This is a genomic window from Burkholderia sp. JPY481 (genome assembly GCF_038900515.1).
In the GTDB taxonomy this organism is placed as follows: Bacteria; Pseudomonadota; Gammaproteobacteria; order Burkholderiales; family Burkholderiaceae; genus Paraburkholderia; species Paraburkholderia youngii.
Genome location: NZ_JAYMRT010000012.1, coordinates 39,032 through 56,651 on the forward strand (window position 1 = coordinate 39,032; position 17,620 = coordinate 56,651).

Here is a 17,620-nt window from a genome sequence, read left to right on the forward strand (position 1 = left end):
ATGAATACGGTACACACTGAGACTTTCGACTATGTGGTGATCGGCGCCGGATCGTCTGGTGCCACGCTCGCTACGCGATTGGCCGAGCGCAACGCAGGGACGGTCCTGTTGCTCGAAGCCGGCGCACCTCGCGATCGGGACTTCTGGGTGAAGGTTCCGATCGGTGTCGCCAAGCTTTTGCAGAACGACAAATACGTGTGGCAGTTTTCCACCGAACCGCAGAAAGATCTGGCCGACCAGAAGGTCTATTGGCCGCGCGGACGCATGCCCGGCGGATCGAGCTCGGTCAACGGCATGATCTATGTGCGCGGTGAGCCGGCGGAATTCGATCACTGGGCCGAACTCGGCAATCGAGGGTGGGACTATGCGTCGCTGCTGCCTTACTTCAGGCGGCTCGAGGCGGTCGCGTTCGGCGAGGACGCTTACCGTGGCAGAAGCGGACCGATTCAGGTGTCGTCGGTGGCTCAGGTCAGCCCGAACCCGCTCAGTGATGGGTTCATCAGCGCATGCCGGAGCGCTGGCATCCCCGCTACCGAGGACTACAACGGCGCATCCTATGAAGGCGTCAGCTACCTGCAACTGTCGACCGGCAGCGGCAGACGTTGCAGCACGGCAGCGGGCTATCTGCGTGGTCGCCCGCATCGAAACCTGCACCTCGTCACCGAGGCGCTTGCCACGCATTTGTTGTTCGACGGCAAACGGACGACAGGCGTCGAATACACGCAGGGCGGGCAGACACGTCGCGCCCTCGCAAGGCGCGAGGTGATCGTCAGTGCTGGCCCGATCAAGTCGCCGCAATTGCTGGAACTATCCGGCATCGGCGACGCGGAACGGCTCCGCGCTCTGGGAATTGCGGTTCAACAGCATTTGCCCGGTGTCGGAGAGAACCTGATCGATCACTTGCAGTCACGCCTTACCTATGCGTGCACGCAGCCGGTTACGTTGAACGAGATCATGCACAGCCGCTGGCGCCAGGGCCGGATGGGACTGGCTTACCTGCTGACCCGCCGCGGAATCATGGGAACGCCGTCCGTTTCCGCCCATGCGCTTGCGCGTTCGGGACCTCATGATGCCCGGCCGAGCGTGAAGATTCAGATCGGCCACCTCAGCGGCGCCGATCGGTACGCCGGCAAGGGATTCGGACTCGATTCCTTCCCGGGCTTCAATGTCGGCTTTTTCCAGCTACGCCCTGAATCCCGCGGGCATTTGCACGTGCGCAGCCGGAATCCGCTGGATGCGCCCGTCATCGAGCCACGCTACCTAAGCAACGAGGCGGACAAGCGGGTCATGCTGGAAGCGTTGCGGATGTCGCGCGAAATCGTCAGGCAGCCCGGCATGGCGGAGTTCGTCGCGCGGGAAACGCGCCCGGGAATCGATGTCCAGGATGACGACGCGCTACTGCAGTACATCCGTCAGTCTGGTCAGACGAGCTGGCATCCAATCGGCACCTGCAAGATGGGCACGGACGCAATGGCCGTAGTCGATCCAGAATTGAGAGTCAGGGGCGTCATCGGTTTGCGCGTCGTCGATTCCTCGGTGATGCCGACGATGTGTTCGCCCAATACCAATGCTGCGTCGATCATGATCGGTGAAAAGGCCGCTGATCTCGTGATGGCAGCACATAGATCGGGAGCAGTCTGATCCCGGTAAGCATGCAATGCGCTGAAGCCCGTCACACGTCGAACTGCCCGATATGGGAGGCGTTCAGACGGAGCGAACCTGACGATTGACATTCCATTCACATCGTAACTGATGCTGCGAGCCACAGCCGCCACCAAGGCCGGCGGGCCGCCCACAGAGGAGACACCATGGATCGGAAAAATGACCGCCCAATCGGGAGGTGGACGTATTGTGCGGTTGTGCTAGGTGCTGCACTGGGCATGTTCGCCGGCTTGACGCCGTCGTTTCATGCGGCTGGAGGTATTTTCGCGCGAGCAGTGGGAGGAGAGTTCGGATGGGGTCGTTCGATGGCGTCCCTGTCGTACTCTGCTTCGATGATGGGGCTCACCGTCGGCAGTCCGCTGGTTGGCATGCTGATGGATCGATTCGGGGTTCGTCGGGTGGTGGCATCGCTCGGCGTTGCCTACGGTTTCGCCGTCATCTGCATGGCCTTGCAGAATGGCGACAAGATGCTTTGGGTCGGGCTGTCCGCTTTGGTCGGCATCTTCGGGGCCGCGGTCTCGGTTGTCGGCTATCTTGCCGTACTGCCGCAGTGGTTCGACCGTCGCCTCGGGCTGGCACTTGCGTTGGCCATGTGCGGTCTCGGCATCGGTACGACGCTGATGCCTTCACTCGCGCAAATGCTGGTATCGGAATTCGGTTGGCGAGCCGCCTACGTCGCGCTTGGGGCCGGCTCGATTCCGCTCACGCTGCTGGCATGCCTGCTGATCAGGGAGCGTAGACGCGCGCCGCGCGGCTTGCGGCGGGTTGATGTCGAACCTGCGGACGGTCTGTCGCTCGTCCAGGCGGCGAAGACTTATCGACTGTGGGCGATCTGGCTGATTTTTCTGGTCGGGTCCTCGTGCACGCTGGCCCTGGTCCCGCACCTGCCGACCATGCTCGCCGATCGCGGCTTCAGCCCGGCCGATGCCGCACGCGGTGCGTCGATGCTCGGAACCGGCTTGCTCGCGGGGCGCCTTCTGACCGGTCTGATGCTCGACCGTATGCATGCGCCGTTCGTCACTTGCGTGTTCTTCGTGTCCGGCGCGATTGGTCTTCTCATGCTGCGTGGTTCGCACGAACTTCCGACGCTGATGATGGCGGCGGCCCTGGTCGGACTGACGATCGGTGCGGAGGGCGATCTGATCTCGTACCTGGTGCGCTCCTATTTCGGTCTGCGTTCGTTCGGGACGCTATACGGCATCTGCTTCTGCGGGTATGGCCTTGGTGCTGTGGTCGGCCCGGTGGCGATCGGCCGCTACTTCGACCGGCACGGCAACTACGATTTGCCGCTCCTGATCTTGCCGTGCATCTTGCTGGTTGCGTGTGTGCTGACTCTTACGCTTGGGCGTTATCGGCGTGCAGGACAACCCGCTACGGGCGAGGTCGCGAGTTCCCTTTCGAAAGCCTGATCACGGTCTTGCCTGCTTGCACCGCGCTCGGCGTGCCGTCCAGCTCATGATTGACGAAGTATGCGAGTTGCCCATGGATCATCCCTTACGAGCCACGCTGGCCGACGAGCTGCACGCACGGCCATTTCTGCGGATCAGTGGGTCGGTGTCATTGACGCATATAGCGGTCTATGCCGACGGCGAAGCGACGATTCACGAAGCGCTTTTAAGGCACCTGTGCCGGCTCACCGGCATTGCCGAGCCCATTGCCGATACCAAGCACTATTCGTTCCGGTGGAGCGACGACAAGCAGCTGAAATGGGAACGACACACCGAGTTCTCTACCTTCACCTTCGTCGCCCGCCGGGATGATACCGATTACTTCTCGGACCTTGCGACGGAACACGTGCCGTCTGCGTGGTTCGAAGCAATCAAGGGGAAGCAATTCGTCGCCGTCAGGACCGAACTGGTGTCGGGCGAGGCCGCCGTTTACGCGTCCGACAATGCAAACAGATGGATCGATGGGTCTGGGATGGTGGGTAGTCATGTGCTCGGAAGCGCGCAGGTGTTTTGCGACTGGACCATCAAGAGCGACGGGTTTTCACGCTTCCTGGTGATCGACAAAGGCTTGCGTGAAGTTCAGAGCGGACGGCTCCTTCAACGTCTCTACGAAATAGAGACCTACAGGATGATGGCCTTGCTCGCGTTGCCGGTCGCTCGCGATATGAGCATGGCGCTGGACGAACTCCAGTATTCACTCGTGCCGATCATGAGAACCATGGATCAGAGCGAAAGGGGATACCGCGATTCGGAACTTTTGGTGAGCCTGACGCATCTCGCTGTGCGAGTCGAGACGCTCGCCGGGTCGGCGCCACGCTTTAGCGCGTCGCGGGCCTATGAGGGTCTCGTGCAAGCCCGCATTCATGAGTTGCGGGAGGAACGGATAGAGGGTATGCCGACGATCGCCGAGTTCATGGAACGCCGTTTCGGCCCGGCGATGCAAACGTGCAACGCGGTCTGGACCCGGCAGGAGCAGTTCGCGGCGCGTGTTGCGAGGGTGGTCGCGCTGCTGCGCACGCGCGTCAATGTCGCGCAGGAGGAGGATACGACGCGGCTTCTCGAAGGCATGAATCAGACGGCACGCAGTCAGCTAAGGCTCCAGCACGCGGTCGAAGGGCTGTCGGTCGCAGCTGTTTCATACTATGTGCTGTCGCTCGCGGGTGCGGCGCTCAAGTCACTCCACGCGGCCGCGCTGCCGCTCGATCCCGAGCTGGTCGAAGGGCTGTTGATCGTCCCGGTCGTATTGTCGGTGTTGATGGTCACGAGGCATAAGAAGCGCGGCGATCGAAAGCCCATGGCCGTGGGTCGCCAGGTTTCGGAATGACGCCATGAGCTTCCCGTCGTTCGCCGACGCAAAGCGACGAGCTTCATTTCGGAAGGTGGATGAAGCTGACGCAAGCGCCCCACCTGCGCCGGAACACGCGTTGCATTGTGACGGCCCAGAATGCGACAATGAATCGCAAGCCCGAAAGCCTTTGTCCAATGCGCGAGGACACAGAATGGACGGTGCAATCAACGAAAGCCGCATTGGATACCTGTACGAAGCCGTACGGCGCGGCACGGTACGGGCGGCTGCCGAGCATCTCGACCTGGCGCCCTCGGCCGTCAGCAGGCAGATCGCCTTGCTGGAACAGGAACTCGCGATGCAGCTGGTGGAGCGAGACAAGCGTGGCGTCAAGGCCACCGAGGCCGGTGCGCTGCTCGTCGAGTATTTTCGCCAGCAGCGTTCCAATCAGGCTGATCTCGTGTCGAAGCTTCAGGAAATCAGGGGGCTGCGTCGAGGACTGGTTACCGTCGTCATGGGTGAAGGGTTTGCCTCCACCATGGTCGATGGACCGATCAAGCAGTTCTGCGAGACCTATCCGGACATTTCAATCACGCTGGATCTTTGCAGCACCAACGAGGTGATGCGCCGGGTGTCGGAGGACGAAGCGGATGTCGGTTTGGTGTTCAACCCGACGCCGGACGCCCGAATCGTGACCCGCGTGAAGTCGCGTCAGCCGATGCATGCGATCGTTTCCCCGACGTTTTCTCTGGTGGGAAAAGTCGAGTCGGTCACGCTTCACGATCTTCTTTCATATCCGGTCGCGTTGACACACCCGGAGCATGGCACGCGGCGGTTGGTCGATGCGGCGATGCTGGTCGACAAGGTCCGGCTTACGCCAGTGATCACGACGAATTCAGTCGCCGTTCTCAAGCTGTTCGCAAAGAGCAATCTCGGCTTCACCTTTCTCACGCCGATTTCCATTGCACCCGAAATCGCCGCCGGTGAGTTAGTGGCCTTGCCAGTGGAGAACCGCTTGCTTCAGAGTCCTGAGGCTCATCTGATCACGCGTGCTGGGCGGCAGCTTTCCCCTGCCGCCAATCGATTGGTTCAGCGACTAAGTTCGCACATTTGAGAAGGCGGATAGCTGAAAACCGCCACCGCCCGTTGGCTTGTTCAACACAAGCGGGGTGGTGGCGGTTTTGCGGGCAGCTTCGCCTGTGTCGGTATGCGAGCAGACAAGCGCTAGTTCGTCGCAAACTATGCGAGCCGGCGTCCCTTCGTTTCGTGGACCATCGCAAGACCGATGAGCGATATCAATCCACAGCCGATCACATAGTAAGCGGGGGCGTTGGCGTCCTTCGTCAAATGGATCAGCAAGGTCGAGAAGAATTGCGAGAAGCTCCCGAAGATCACGACGGCAACGTAATAGCTGACCGACAATCCCGTTGCGCGCAGCCGCTGCGGCAGCACTTCGCTGACCAGCACCAGGGTCGAGGCGGAAGTCATGGCCATTGGGACGGCAAGGCAGCCGGCGACGATCAGCAGGCAAGTCAGAGAGTGCAGATTATTCAGCGCGTAAAACGCCGGATAGATCATCGCCAGCATCGCGACGCGCGACCACCACACGACCTTTCTACGGCCGATGCGATCGCTGAGCCAGCCGGCGAACGGTGAGAGCAGGGTGAGCGCCACCGAGCCCACGAAGCCCGCCCAGATCGATTGCGAAAGCGGCAGATGAAGCTGGATCGCGCCGTAGTTGGGAAGATAGAAAACAACGATATGCACGGCCGATGCCAGTCCAATCATCAGCAGCACACTGGCGAGCAGTTCCCGCCGGTGTTCTTTCACGAGGCGGCGGTGCGAGATCGCATCGCTTTCGCCCCACTTGGTCGGAACCAGAGTCTCGTCCAGACGTGACCGGATCATCACGCTGAGCGGAATCACCAGAATGCCGATCACGAACGAGACGCGCCAACCCCAGGATGACAGCGCGGACTGCGGCAGGAAATTGGTCAACGAAAGGGCGACGAGCGCCGCGAAGATCGCCGCGAGCCCCTGGCTGAACGGCTGCCAGCTCGTATAGAACCCACGTGACTTATCGTCGGCGTATTCGAGCAGCATCGCGCTGGCCGGTCCCATCTCGCCGCCAATCGCAAAGCCCTGAAGCAGACGTGCAATCGTCATGATGACCGGCGCGGCCAGACCGATCTGGGCGTAGGTTGGTGCCAGCACTAGCATCGTGGCGCTCAACGCCATCAGCCACAGGGTAAGCACCACGGCAGGCTTGCGGCCGACGCGGTCGGCGTAGGCGCCGATCACCAATCCGCCGATCGGTCGCATCAGATAGCCGACGCCGAAGGCGGCAAAAGAGAACAGTAACTGGCCGAGAGGGTCGGTCAGTGGAAAGTATTGTGGGCCGATCAGCGTGGCAAAGAAGTTGTAGACGACCGAGTCGTAGAGTTCGAGACCGCTGCCAACCGTGATTGCACCAATGGCCCACGGTTTCGACAACGGTTTGCCGGATGAGACGGCTGAAGTCATCGACGGCGAAGACGTGCTGATGACGGAACGATGATGAGGCATGGTGTCTCCTGGGTTTTTGTCAGGTGTCAGCCAGCATCTGTGTGATGGCTGAAGGGACCGGCGAAGCCGCGTCCCAGCGGGCCGCGGCCCGATGAGCGCATCAGGCCGCGGCAGGTTGCTTCACTCAATTGGCGCTTTGTTCGAGCGCGACGGACGTTCGTTGCGGAGCGCGTTCGCCATCGCGCCACTGGCACATCAAAGCTGCCCAGCGAACCCGTGCGGCATCGAGGTTGCGGGCCTTGACGTGGCCGTAACCGCGGATGATCTCGGGAAGGGCCGCGATCTCCAGCGCCAGTTCGAGCTTGTCCTCCGAAAGCGTCCGCAGAAGTTCCTCGATACAGGCGCGGTATTCGCCGATCAGCGCACGTTCGGTGCGTCGTTCGGCGCTGTATCCGAATGGGTCGACGACGGTTCCGCGCAAGCCCCTGAACGCTGCCACGCCGCGGAACGCGCTACGAACCCAGGGTCCGAAGGCTCGCTTGACATGCTCGCCCTTCGCATTGCGCTTCGACAGGAGCGGGGGTGCGAGGTGATGCACGAGCTTGTAGTCGCCCTCGAACATCTCCGCGATCTTGATCGTGAATGCCGCGTCGGTATGCAGGCGCGCCACCTCGTACTCGTCCTTGTAGGCCATCAGTTTGAACAGGTAACGCGCGACGGTTCTGCTGAGCCGATCGCTGCCAAAGCGGCTCTCGGCCTCCTGCACTCTTGCGACGAACGCTTCGTAACGAGCGGCATAAGCGCGGCTCTGATAGCCGACCAGAAACGCCGATCGCTTCTCGATGAACTCGGCGAGCGACGGCTTCTTCGCGAACTGAATCACCTGGGCGTCAGCGGAGCGCACCGGCACCCTGTTGAGGTCGTGCGCGCAATGACGGCCCCACTCGAAGGCAGCCTTGTTGCTTTCGACCTGCACGCCATTGAGCTCGATCGCACGCATCAGCGCGGCCCGCGTAAGCGGCACTTGGCCCTTCTGCCACGCGTAGCCCAGCAGCATCAGGTTCGAGTAGATCGACTGGCCGAGCAGTTGCGTGGCCATGCGCTCGGCGTCGAAAACGCCGACTTGACCAGGGCCTGCCCCGTTCAGGATTGCCGCGATGGACTGGTCGGTGCCGGCTTGCCAGTCGGGATTGCGCACGAAAGCCGCGGTTGGCGTCACGTGGCTATTGAGCACGACATAAGTGCGCCCCGGATGCATGGTGGACAGGGTGAATTTGTTCGCGCCCACCACCGTGTCGCAAGCCAGCACGAGATCGGCCGACGCGGTATCGACCCGCGTCGCGTGCAGGGCATTGTCGTCACTCGCGATCTGGATGTGGCTCCAGGTGGCGCCGCCCATCTGCGCCATGCCGGTTGCATCCTGCGTGGTCACGTACTTGCCTTCGAGGTGCGCCGCCATGCCGAGCACCTGGCCGATCGTGACGATGCCCGTACCGCCCACGCCGGCCACCAGGATGCGCCGCGCGATGGCAGCGTCGGGCAGCGTCGGCTCGGGCAGGGCCGGCATCTCGGTGAGCTTCGCGCTGCGCGCTGCCGCGGGCTTCTTGAGCTGACCGCCTTCGACCGTGACGAAGCTCGGGCAGAAACCCTTGACGCAGGAAAAGTCCTTGTTGCACGTGTTCTGATTGATCTGGCGTTTGCGGCCGAACTCGGTCTCGAGCGGTTGAACGGCGACGCAGTTGCTTTCGACCGAACAATCACCGCAGCCTTCGCACACGAGCTCGTTGATGATCACCCGCTTTTCCGGATCGGGCATCGTGCCGCGTTTGCGTTCGCGACGCTTCTTGGTGGCGCAGACCTGGTCGTAGATGATCGCGGTGGCGCCCTCGAGCTCGCGCAGCTCGCGCTGCACGTCATCGAGCGCATCGCGATGGCGTACCGTGACGCCGGGCGCGAGATCCGTCACGCCCGCGTACTTCTCCGGCTCATCGGTTACCACTACGGTGCGCTTCACGCCCTCAGCGGCAAGCTCGCGGGTCATGCCAGGCACGTCGAGCTGACCGTCGACCGGTTGGCCGCCCGTCATCGCCACGGCGCTATTGAACAGGATCTTGTAGGTGATGTTGACCCCGGCATTGACCGACTGTCGGATGGCGAGCAGCCCGGAGTGGTTATACGTGCCGTCGCCCAGATTGGCGAACATGTGGGAGCGCTTGCTGAACGGCGCCTGTCCCATCCAGGACACGCCTTCGCCGCCCATCTGGGACCAGGACGTGGTCGAGCGGTCCATCCACACCGCCATGCCGTGACAACCGATCCCTGCGGTGGCGAGCGATCCCTCCGGAACTCGGGTGCTGGTGTTGTGCGGGCAGCCGGGGCAGAACCATGGCAGGCGGTCCGCGCCGCCGCTCGCGCCTTCGGCGGCGGTACGTTCGGCCGCGTCGATCTGCGCGAGGCGCTGGTCCATGCGGGCGACCACGTCCGGTGGCACGCCGAGCTTCTTCAGGCGCCCGGAGATCGCCCTGGCGACCATCGCGGGCGTGAGATCGGCCTTCGCGCGCAGCAGCCAGTCGTCGCCCGGCCTGCCGTGGCTCCATTCGCCGCCGATGTCTTCACCGTCGGCGCGACCGTACTTGCCGAGCACGACAGGCCGTGTATCCGGGTTGCAGTGATAAAGCTCGTCCTTCAACTGCTGTTCGATCAGCGAGCGCTTTTCCTCGACGACGAGGATTTCACGCAGGCCGCGCGCGAACTCGCGCACACCCTGAGGCTCGAGCGGCCATACCACGCTGACCTTGTGCAGCCGGATGCCGAGCTCGCGGCACAGCTCTTCGGTGAGCCCAAGGTCGATCAGCGCCTGGCGCGTGTCGTTGTAGGCCTTGCCGCTCGCGATGATGCCGAGCCGATCGTTCGGACCTTCGATGACGTTGTGGTTGAGCCGGTTCGCGCGGATATAGGCGAGCGCGGCCGGCCACTTGTACTCCATCATCCGGGCTTCCTGGGTGAGCGGGTCGTCCGGCCAGCGGATGTGCAGGCCGCCTTGGGGCACCGCGAAGTCTTCAGGCAGCAGGATGCCCACCCGGTCGACAGCAGTCAGCACCGACGAGCCGGACTCGACCACTTCCTGCACGGTCTTCATGCCCGCCCACAAGCCGCTGAAGCGGCTCATCGCGAAGGCATGAACGCCGAGGTCCAGGATGTCCTGCACGTTCGCGGGAAAGAACACCGGCAGTCCGGCAGCGATGAACGTGTGGTCACTCTGATGCGCGAGCGTGCTGCTCTTGGAGACGTGGTCGTCTCCGGCTAGCGCGATCACGCCACCGAGGGGCGCGGTGCCCGCGAGGTTGGCGTGCTTGAGCGCGTCGCCGCTGCGGTCCACACCGGGGCCTTTGCCGTACCAGATGCCGAACACGCCATCGTATTTTTTGCTCGCCGGGTCGAACTCGAGCTGCTGCGAGCCCCAAACCGCCGTGACGCCGAGTTCTTCGTTGACGCCTGGTTTGAACACGACATGGTTGTTCGCAAGGTGCTTCTTGGCCTGCCACAGCGCCTGGTCATAGGTGCCGAGCGGTGAGCCCCGGTAGCCGGAGATGAACGCGGCGGTATTGTGGCCGCCTTGCGCATCGCGTGCGCGCTGCACGAGCGGCAGGCGCACGAGCGCCTGGACGCCGCTCATGAAGGCACGCCCGGAATCCAGCGCGTACTTGTCGTCGAGGGTGACGGCCTCCATGGCCTCACGGTTTGCTTCTGAGAGTGGGGCATTCATTGCTGTTACTCGTCAATTGATGTTGTCAGGGGCAGGGCGATTACGCAGGAAAGCGCACGCCAAGCTGCTCGCCAAGTGCGGCCAGTTCGTCGGCGATCGCGGTGGGCAGCGTCATGCCGCGTTCGCGGGCTTCGCGCTCGAGCACGTCGCCACGCGCACCCGGCAGCCGGGCGTCGCCGCCTGCTGTCACGTAGGTCTCGGTCCACTGGCGCATGTACTCGTCGAAGGCCTCACGCCCCGTATAGGATTCGGGACGCACGAGCCAGAGGAACGCGTCCTGCATCGCATCGCCGCGCGGCGAGTTGAGTGAACCCGCGGTAGCGGCGAGCGCGCCCGCCAGGCACTCGACCATCATCGCGATGCCCATGCCCTTGTGTCCGCTCATCGGCATCAGCGAGCCTTCGAGCGCGCACTGCGGATCCGTGGTGGGCCGGCCTTGTGAGTCGAGCGCCCAGCCTTCGGGAATGGACTTGCCTTCGCGGGCGGCGAGCAGAATGTGGCCTCTCGCCGCCACGCTGCAGGCCACGTCGAAGACGATCGGCGCTTGTCCCGGCAAAGGGCAGCCGAAGGAGATCGGGTTGTGTCCGATCGCCGGGCCGCGAAAGCCTTCGAGCGCGAGCGCCGGCGGCGTGTGCTGCCCCATCACGCTGAAGGCGCCTGCTTCGGCGGCCAGCAGCGTGTGGATGCCGAGCGCCCCGAGATGGCCGCACGACTGCATCACGACGAGCACGGAGGCGCTCGTGTTCAGCGCTTCGAGCGCAAGGCGCACGGCGTGAGGGCCGGCAATCTGTCCCATTGCGCCGTCGGCGTTCAGCACGATGCCGCCCGGGAAAGCCCGATGCGACATCGTGGGCTTCGGATTGAACTCCCTGTTCTTCAGCCGGTTCACGTAGGACGAAAGGCGCGTCATGCCATGCGTCTTGTAACCCCGCAGCTCGCTGCGAACGAGGATCGACGCAGCTTCCGCGGCGTGATCCCGTGGTACGCCGCAGGTTTCGAAAATCCGCGCGGTCCAATGCCCGATGGTGTCAGGTGACCAATGCGTACTCATTGCCCGTTCTCCCGCTCGATGACAAGACGCTCCTGAAACGGCCCGGCATAGACGGACTGGTAGTAGAGCGGCCGATTGCGCAGTGTGTAGCCGCGCAATTCCTTGATTAAGCCTGCCTGGCCCGTTGCGATCATCAGTTCTTCAGCGACGGCCGAGGGCAGTTCGCCAAACCGGATCCACTGGTCCACGCGCAAGGTGGGCAGCGAAAGCCGTTGACCCACGAGTTCGCGGAGGTTTTTTTCGAGTGCGGAGCGGTCGAGGCCACCCAGCTCCGCGAAGTCTTCCTCTCGCAGCCAGAATTCGCTGTAGAGATCGAACCGCCCTCCGACGTTGATCATGCGCTCGATTCGCACGAAGCCGTCGCCGCCCAGAAACTCCGACCACGGCCCCTTGCGTGTCGTGCGCTTGACGGAGCGCGCGTGGACATAGCAAGGCAGATCGTTGCCGTCTGCGCCGCGAAAGCGCAGGTAGCGAACGTCCGCGGGAGCCACGCGCGTGCCCGACACGAAGGTGCCGCGACCCTGCTCGCGCGTGATGAGTCCGGAGTGCGAGAGCTGGGTGAGCGCCTTCTGGATCGTGCCGACGCTTACATGGTGCCGTGCCGCCAGCTCGCCTTCGGAAGGAAGGCGATCACCCTCGCGCAATGACCCCGATTCGATATCGCGGATGATGGCATCCGACACCATGGACAGTTTTGTCATCTTGCTTCAGAGGCTGCGTTCGAAACGGCTGACCGCTGTTTCGCGGACATCGAGCACTTCGCTCGCGAGGCAGGTGCCAGACGCGACGTCCAGCGCGTATTCGTACAGCCGGTCACCGATATCGGAAATCTTCATGGCCTGTTCGAGCACGCCGCTCGCATCGAAATCGATGTTGTCGCGCATCGTCCTGACGGTATTGATGTTTCCGCACACCTTCACCGTCGGCGCAACCATGTTGCCGATCGGATTGCCGACGCCAGTGCCGAAGAACGTAAGCTGACAACCACCCGCGGCAAGCGCTGTGAGGTTTTCGACCGCCGCCGCAGGGGCATCCATGAAGTGCAGACCCTTGCGGCGAGGAGCTTCGCCGTATCGCAGCACGCCGACGAGGGGGCTCGAGCCTGCCTTCGCCATCGCGCCGAGCGCCTTTTCCTCGACCGTCGTCAAGCCGCCTTTCTTGTTGTCGGGCGACGGCTGCGATTCGCGCATATCGACGCCCCGGTCGATCGCGCCTTGCTCCATGTTGCGCACCGCGGAGACGAATGCCGCCTTGACCGTTTCGTCGATGGCCCGTGCAGCGAACAGATGCTCGGCGCCGATGAACTCCGAGGTCTCCGAAATGATGACCGTGCCGCCCTCGGCGATGATCTGGTCGGCCATCCGGCCGATCGTCGGGTTGCAGCTCAGTCCGGAAGTCGTATCGGACCCACCGCACTCGACGCCCACGACCAGTTCGGAAACAGGACACGGCTCGCGGCGCAAGCGGGATGCGGCAATCGAAAGGCGCATCGCCTTGCGTGTGCCTTCCGCAATGCAGGCGATGGTGCCGTTCGGCTGCAGATGCACCGTTTCGACCGCTTTCCCGGTGGCGCGGATGCGGGACGCCACTTCTTCGGTGGACGATTCTTCCAGTCCCACCAGCAGGACGCTTGCGATATTCGGGTTGCGCCCGAGACCGGCCAGCGATTCATAGGCGAAATCGAGATCCGCGCCGAACTGCCCGCGCACGAACAGCGTCGTGACCGGGATCGTGCCTTCGACCGCCTCACTGATCGTGCGCGTAACGGGATTGCAGTTATCCATGACGGAAATCACCGCAACCCAGTTGCGCACGCCAACGGCGCCGTTTTCGCGTCGATAGCCAAGGAATGTTTTCATCACGTAGTTACCTCGTTTTCAGATCACCGCGAGCGCGGGTGGAATCGACGTTATGAACATGGGTGTGCTCGCCAACCCGGAGCGCGCGGCGAGCAGTACCGATGACCTGGCCGTACTTGAGTACCTTGGCGCCTTCCGTAGTCGGTGCGATGCAGACTTTGTGGCCAAAGGGGACGTCCTGCGTCAGGGTCACCTGGCCGGTTACTTCTCCCTGCAGGACGCAGGTTTCCCCTTCCTGTCCGGGGTCCAGCAGTGTTGCCACGTTGTCGGTGGCATGAAGCACGATGGCGCGAGGCATTGGTTAAACTCCTATATAGATCTATGAACTAGCGTAGGACCGGTGGATCCAGCGAATCGCGTTTGAAATTGCGCGAATCCGTGGAAACAGAATAGGTCGAGTTCGCGAAGTCCTATATAGGTATTTTCCATGGTCCTATATATAAGTTGTTGACACTCGAAGGGGGCGCGACTATCTTTGACTCAACGAAAGCAATCCGCCGACTGCGTCAACGAGGCGCGAATATTCGTCGGAAAAAAGCGCTAGCGGGTCGCAAAGCGGACCAGACAGAACGAGTTCTTCAAAGGAGACGACGTCGATGAAAGCAGTGCGTGTAATACCGGCCCCGTCGGGCGGCATCGTGGAGGTGCAAGACATCCCGGTCCCGGTCGTTGGCGCGGGACAGGTTCTGGTCAGGGTGCGCGCGGCCGGCCTGAATCGTGGCGAGATCAATCAGGCTCGCGACCTGCGCTCGGGCAATACGATCACCACGGGCGTCGAATTTGCCGGGGAAGTGGCGGCAGTCGGAGAGGGCGTCAGCGGCTGGCGCGAGGGCGATCGCGTGATGGGACACGGCAAGGGTTGCCAGGCCGAGTACGTGCTCTCTGATCCCCGGGCCTTGATGGCGGTGCCGGAAGGGCTTTCCTGGATCGAAGCGGCGGCTTTCCCGAACGTGTTCATCACCGCGCACGACGCCGTGATCACCAATGGGGAACTGCGCGCAGGCGAGTCGGTGCTGATCAACGGCGCCTCGGGCGGCGTTGCGATGGCGGCGATTCAGATCGCGTCCGTATGGGGTGCCAAGCCCGTGATGGCCCAATCGCGCTCGGCCGCGAAGCTCGATCGGCTGGCCGAATTCGGCGTCGACGTAGGCATCGACTCGTCGCACCAATCACAGCTCGATGTGGTGATGGCCGCCACCGACAAGCGAGGGGTCGATCTGATCATCGACACCGTGGGCGGACCGGTCTTCGAGGCGAACATGCAAAGCCTCGCGGTCAAGGGTCGGCTCGTCAACATCGCCCGACTCGGCTCGGCCACCGCTCAGATCGATCTGAGCCAGCTCTGGCTCAAGCGTTTGAAGCTGATTGGCGTGACGTTCCGCACCCGTACCGAGGAGGAGCGGCTGCAGTGCATCGAGGCATGCGCGCGCGACTTGCTGCCCCATCTCGCAGCGGGCCGCATCGGCCTGCCGATCGATCGCACCTTCGCAATGGATGCGATCGGCGAAGCACATGCCTACATGCTGCTCGATCAACATATCGGCAAGATTGTCCTCACCACAAACTAAACCTCAAGCAGAGGAAAAGGAGATATTCATGGGTATCCAGATCACTCCGCTCACCGGTTCGGTGGGCGCGCGCGTCGAAGGCATCAACCTCAACGAACCGGTCGACGTGACGAACTTCGAAGTGCTGCATCGCGCGTTTCTCGACTACGGTGTGCTCGTATTTCGCGGCCAGCGGCTGCAGCCTTCGGCTCACGTCGAGTTCGCCAAACTCTGGGGCAAGCCTGCGCAAAACAATCCGCTCGATCCGAGCGTGCCGGGCTTTCCGGGACTTATCCAGGTAACCAAGATTCCGAAGGAAACGGCGTCGACCGAGGCGTGGCACTCCGATTCGATCTATACACCGGTGCCACCGAAGATCTCGATCCTGTCGGCAGTCGTGGTACCGCACGGCGGCGACACGATGTGGTGCAATCAATACCTTTCGTACGAGCGCTTGTCTCCGACCATGCAGCGCATGCTCGAAGGTCTGCGTGCGCGGTTCACGGGGCTGCGACTGGCCAGAATGCGAGGGATCGACAAGATTCCCGAGGCGGTCCACCCGATCGTGCGCACGCATCCGGAGACGCGCCGCAAGGCCCTCTACGTCGGCCACCGTGAGACCGCCCAGCAGATCGAAGGGATGACCGTCGCCGAAAGCCGCCCGTTGCTCGACTTCCTGTACGAACACTCGACCACGCCGGACAACGTATACCGCCATATGTGGCAGGAAGGCGACGTCGTCATGTGGGACAACCGCTGCACCATGCACTACGCGGTGCACGACTACGGCGAGGCTGAACGCGTGCTCAACCGCATCACCCTCGAGGGCGAAGTGCCGGTCTGACAGGAGCCGATGTAGAACGAATGCGCTTTCGACATCAATTTATTTCGGACGTCGAATGATGAGACGTGCGGCATATCGCGCGCCGTTCCCGGCGCGCGAAGACCGCATCGTCAGGTGAACCACAGAGACTATCGGCGCAGGTAAGCGCAAGGTGAGGTCTGAAATGCAGATTGGAGTGCCCGCCGAGTCGCGGGGTCAAAAATCGCTCGTCGCGGCAACGCCTGAGACGGTCAAGATGCTCGTGTCGCAAGGACGCAGCGTGACCGTCGAGTCGGGTGCCGGTGAATGCGCGCACTACACGGACGACGCTTACCGCAAAGCGGGCGCGCAGATCGGGGATGCGGCGGCGGCCTTCGGCGCGCAAATCGTGCTGAAAGTTGCATCGCCGACTGAATCCGAACTGTTGCTGATGAAACGCGGTTCGGTGCTGGCGGGCATGCTCGACCCGTTCAATACCGACAACACCCGCCGTCTTGCCGACGCGGGGCTGACTGCGTTCGCGCTCGAAGCCGCGCCCCGCACGACGCGCGCGCAAAGCCTCGACGTGCTGTCGTCGCAGGCGAACATCGCGGGCTACAAGGCGGTCCTCGTCGCGGCGGAGCACTATCCGCGCTTCATGCCGATGCTGATGACAGCCGCGGGCACGGTGAAAGCCGCACGGGTGCTGGTGCTCGGTGCAGGCGTCGCGGGACTTCAGGCGATTGCGACGGCCAAGCGCCTCGGCGCGGTCATCGAAGCGTCGGACGTGCGCCCCGCAGTGAAAGAGCAGATCGAATCGCTCGGCGCGAAGTTTCTCAACGTGCCCTACGAGACCGACGAAGAGCGCGAGGCTGCGGCAGGCACGGGCGGCTATGCGCGGCCGATGCCGGCGAGCTGGCTGCAACGCCAGACGGCGCTCGTGCACGAAAAGGCGAAACAGGCCGATATCGTGATCACGACGGCGCTGATTCCCGGGCGCGACGCGCCGACCTTGATCTCGTCCGAAACGGTGCAGGCGATGAAGACGGGCTCCGTCATCGTCGATCTTGCCGCGGGACGCGGGCCGGCCATCGGCGGACATCGAGGCGGCAACTGTCCGCTCACCGAGACCGACAAGGTCGTCGTCACGGAGAACGGCGTGAAGATCGTCGGCTACACGAACCTGGCGGCGATGGTGCCGACCGATGCGTCCTCGCTCTACGCGAGGAACCTTGTCGACTTCCTGAAGCTGATCGTCACGAAAGACGGCACGCTCAATATCGATCTCGCGGACGACATCGTCGCGGCAACCCTGCTCACGCACGAAGGCGTGGTCAAGCGCAACGGATGAGGGGAGCGCAATGGAAGTTATCAATCACACGGTGATCAACCTGATCATCTTCGTGCTGGCGATTTATGTCGGCTACCACGTCGTCTGGAACGTGACGCCGGCGCTGCATACGCCGCTGATGGCAGTCACGAATGCGATCTCCGCGATCGTGATCGTCGGGGCGATGATTGCCGCGGGCCTCACGCTCGGCGGCGCGGGCAAGTTCTTCGGCACGGTCGCCGTCGGGCTCGCCGCGGTGAACGTGTTCGGCGGCTTTCTCGTCACGAGACGCATGCTCGAAATGTTCAGGAAGAAGGAACCGAAGAAACTGGCCACTGGCGGCAAGGAGGCCGTATGACGTCCTT

At 62.8% G+C, this 17,620-nt stretch carries 14 protein-coding genes; 8 read left to right on the forward strand and 6 right to left on the reverse strand.

Annotated elements, in window-relative coordinates; translation table 11 throughout:
* The 4 genes from VSR82_RS25655 to VSR82_RS25670 all read left to right on the forward strand — a co-directional run bounded on the left by VSR82_RS25655 (nt 1) and on the right by VSR82_RS25670 (nt 5,509).
* On the forward strand, nt 1-1,641 hold the full coding sequence (locus VSR82_RS25655) for a GMC family oxidoreductase (RefSeq protein ID WP_368581495.1): 1,641 nt from the start codon (nt 1-3) through the stop codon (nt 1,639-1,641).
* A 167-nt stretch (nt 1,642-1,808) separates the two neighbouring features.
* Nucleotides 1,809-3,071: an MFS transporter gene (locus VSR82_RS25660; RefSeq protein ID WP_368581496.1), complete on the forward strand. Its 1,263-nt coding sequence runs from the start codon at nt 1,809-1,811 to the stop codon at nt 3,069-3,071.
* A gap of 73 nt (nt 3,072-3,144) precedes the next feature.
* Nucleotides 3,145-4,434 (forward strand): DUF3422 family protein, encoded by a 1,290-nt coding sequence (locus tag VSR82_RS25665; RefSeq protein ID WP_368581497.1) that lies wholly within the window; start codon nt 3,145-3,147, stop codon nt 4,432-4,434.
* 175 nt (nt 4,435-4,609) lie between these two features.
* Nucleotides 4,610-5,509, forward strand: a complete 900-nt coding sequence (locus VSR82_RS25670) for a LysR family transcriptional regulator (protein WP_368581498.1) — start codon at nt 4,610-4,612, stop codon at nt 5,507-5,509.
* Nucleotides 5,510-5,634: 125 nt separating this feature from the next.
* Here VSR82_RS25670 and VSR82_RS25675 read toward each other — a convergent pair whose 3' ends face one another.
* From VSR82_RS25675 to VSR82_RS25700, 6 genes are all read right to left on the reverse strand, one after another.
* A complete protein-coding gene (locus VSR82_RS25675) occupies nt 5,635-6,960 on the reverse strand; it encodes an MFS transporter (protein ID WP_410848408.1) in 1,326 nt (441 codons plus the stop codon).
* Nucleotides 6,961-7,084: 124 nt separating this feature from the next.
* A complete protein-coding gene (locus VSR82_RS25680) occupies nt 7,085-10,666 on the reverse strand; it encodes an indolepyruvate ferredoxin oxidoreductase family protein (RefSeq protein WP_429463452.1) in 3,582 nt (1,193 codons plus the stop codon).
* 40 nt (nt 10,667-10,706) lie between these two features.
* Nucleotides 10,707-11,717 (reverse strand): Ldh family oxidoreductase, encoded by a 1,011-nt coding sequence (locus VSR82_RS25685; RefSeq protein ID WP_429463454.1) that lies wholly within the window; start codon nt 11,715-11,717, stop codon nt 10,707-10,709.
* A complete protein-coding gene (locus VSR82_RS25690) occupies nt 11,714-12,418 on the reverse strand; it encodes a GntR family transcriptional regulator (RefSeq protein ID WP_429463456.1) in 705 nt (234 codons plus the stop codon). The genes VSR82_RS25685 and VSR82_RS25690 overlap by 4 nt, the downstream gene beginning before the upstream one ends.
* Before the next feature lie 6 nt (nt 12,419-12,424).
* A complete protein-coding gene (locus VSR82_RS25695; protein WP_368581502.1) occupies nt 12,425-13,579 on the reverse strand; it encodes a UxaA family hydrolase in 1,155 nt (384 codons plus the stop codon).
* Nucleotides 13,580-13,583: 4 nt separating this feature from the next.
* Nucleotides 13,584-13,874, reverse strand: a complete 291-nt coding sequence (locus VSR82_RS25700; RefSeq protein ID WP_368592638.1) for a UxaA family hydrolase — start codon at nt 13,872-13,874, stop codon at nt 13,584-13,586.
* A gap of 298 nt (nt 13,875-14,172) precedes the next feature.
* Here VSR82_RS25700 and VSR82_RS25705 point away from each other — a divergent pair, with 298 nt between their 5' ends.
* The 4 genes from VSR82_RS25705 to VSR82_RS25720 all read left to right on the forward strand — a co-directional run bounded on the left by VSR82_RS25705 (nt 14,173) and on the right by VSR82_RS25720 (nt 17,613).
* Complete coding sequence (locus tag VSR82_RS25705) at nt 14,173-15,144, forward strand: zinc-binding dehydrogenase (protein ID WP_410848412.1); 972 nt, start codon at nt 14,173-14,175, stop codon at nt 15,142-15,144.
* A gap of 28 nt (nt 15,145-15,172) precedes the next feature.
* The gene (locus tag VSR82_RS25710; RefSeq protein WP_368581505.1) at nt 15,173-15,967 is read left to right on the forward strand and encodes a TauD/TfdA dioxygenase family protein; all 795 of its coding nucleotides are present in this window, start codon (nt 15,173-15,175) and stop codon (nt 15,965-15,967) included.
* A gap of 163 nt (nt 15,968-16,130) precedes the next feature.
* Nucleotides 16,131-17,276 (forward strand): Re/Si-specific NAD(P)(+) transhydrogenase subunit alpha, encoded by a 1,146-nt coding sequence (locus VSR82_RS25715; RefSeq protein WP_429463464.1) that lies wholly within the window; start codon nt 16,131-16,133, stop codon nt 17,274-17,276.
* Nucleotides 17,277-17,286: 10 nt separating this feature from the next.
* Nucleotides 17,287-17,613 (forward strand): NAD(P) transhydrogenase subunit alpha part 2, encoded by a 327-nt coding sequence (locus tag VSR82_RS25720; protein ID WP_410848414.1) that lies wholly within the window; start codon nt 17,287-17,289, stop codon nt 17,611-17,613.
* Nucleotides 17,614-17,620: the final 7 nt, after the last annotated feature.

Excerpts from the sequence above, each read along its gene's own strand:
- VSR82_RS25720 (WP_410848414.1), top strand. The coding sequence starts at position 17,287 with ATGGAAGTTATCAATCACACGGTGATCAACCTGATCATCTTCGTGCTG.
- VSR82_RS25700 (WP_368592638.1), bottom strand. The coding sequence starts at position 13,874 with ATGCCTCGCGCCATCGTGCTTCATGCCACCGACAACGTGGCAACACTG.
- VSR82_RS25670 (WP_368581498.1), top strand. The coding sequence starts at position 4,610 with ATGGACGGTGCAATCAACGAAAGCCGCATTGGATACCTGTACGAAGCC.
- VSR82_RS25690 (WP_429463456.1), bottom strand. The coding sequence starts at position 12,418 with ATGACAAAACTGTCCATGGTGTCGGATGCCATCATCCGCGATATCGAA.
- VSR82_RS25685 (WP_429463454.1), bottom strand. The coding sequence starts at position 11,717 with ATGAGTACGCATTGGTCACCTGACACCATCGGGCATTGGACCGCGCGG.
- VSR82_RS25705 (WP_410848412.1), top strand. The coding sequence starts at position 14,173 with ATGAAAGCAGTGCGTGTAATACCGGCCCCGTCGGGCGGCATCGTGGAG.
- VSR82_RS25710 (WP_368581505.1), top strand. The coding sequence starts at position 15,173 with ATGGGTATCCAGATCACTCCGCTCACCGGTTCGGTGGGCGCGCGCGTC.
- VSR82_RS25715 (WP_429463464.1), top strand. The coding sequence starts at position 16,131 with ATGCAGATTGGAGTGCCCGCCGAGTCGCGGGGTCAAAAATCGCTCGTC.
- VSR82_RS25655 (WP_368581495.1), top strand. The coding sequence starts at position 1 with ATGAATACGGTACACACTGAGACTTTCGACTATGTGGTGATCGGCGCC.
- VSR82_RS25665 (WP_368581497.1), top strand. The coding sequence starts at position 3,145 with ATGGATCATCCCTTACGAGCCACGCTGGCCGACGAGCTGCACGCACGG.
- VSR82_RS25680 (WP_429463452.1), bottom strand. The coding sequence starts at position 10,666 with ATGAATGCCCCACTCTCAGAAGCAAACCGTGAGGCCATGGAGGCCGTC.
- VSR82_RS25675 (WP_410848408.1), bottom strand. The coding sequence starts at position 6,960 with ATGCCTCATCATCGTTCCGTCATCAGCACGTCTTCGCCGTCGATGACT.
- VSR82_RS25660 (WP_368581496.1), top strand. The coding sequence starts at position 1,809 with ATGGATCGGAAAAATGACCGCCCAATCGGGAGGTGGACGTATTGTGCG.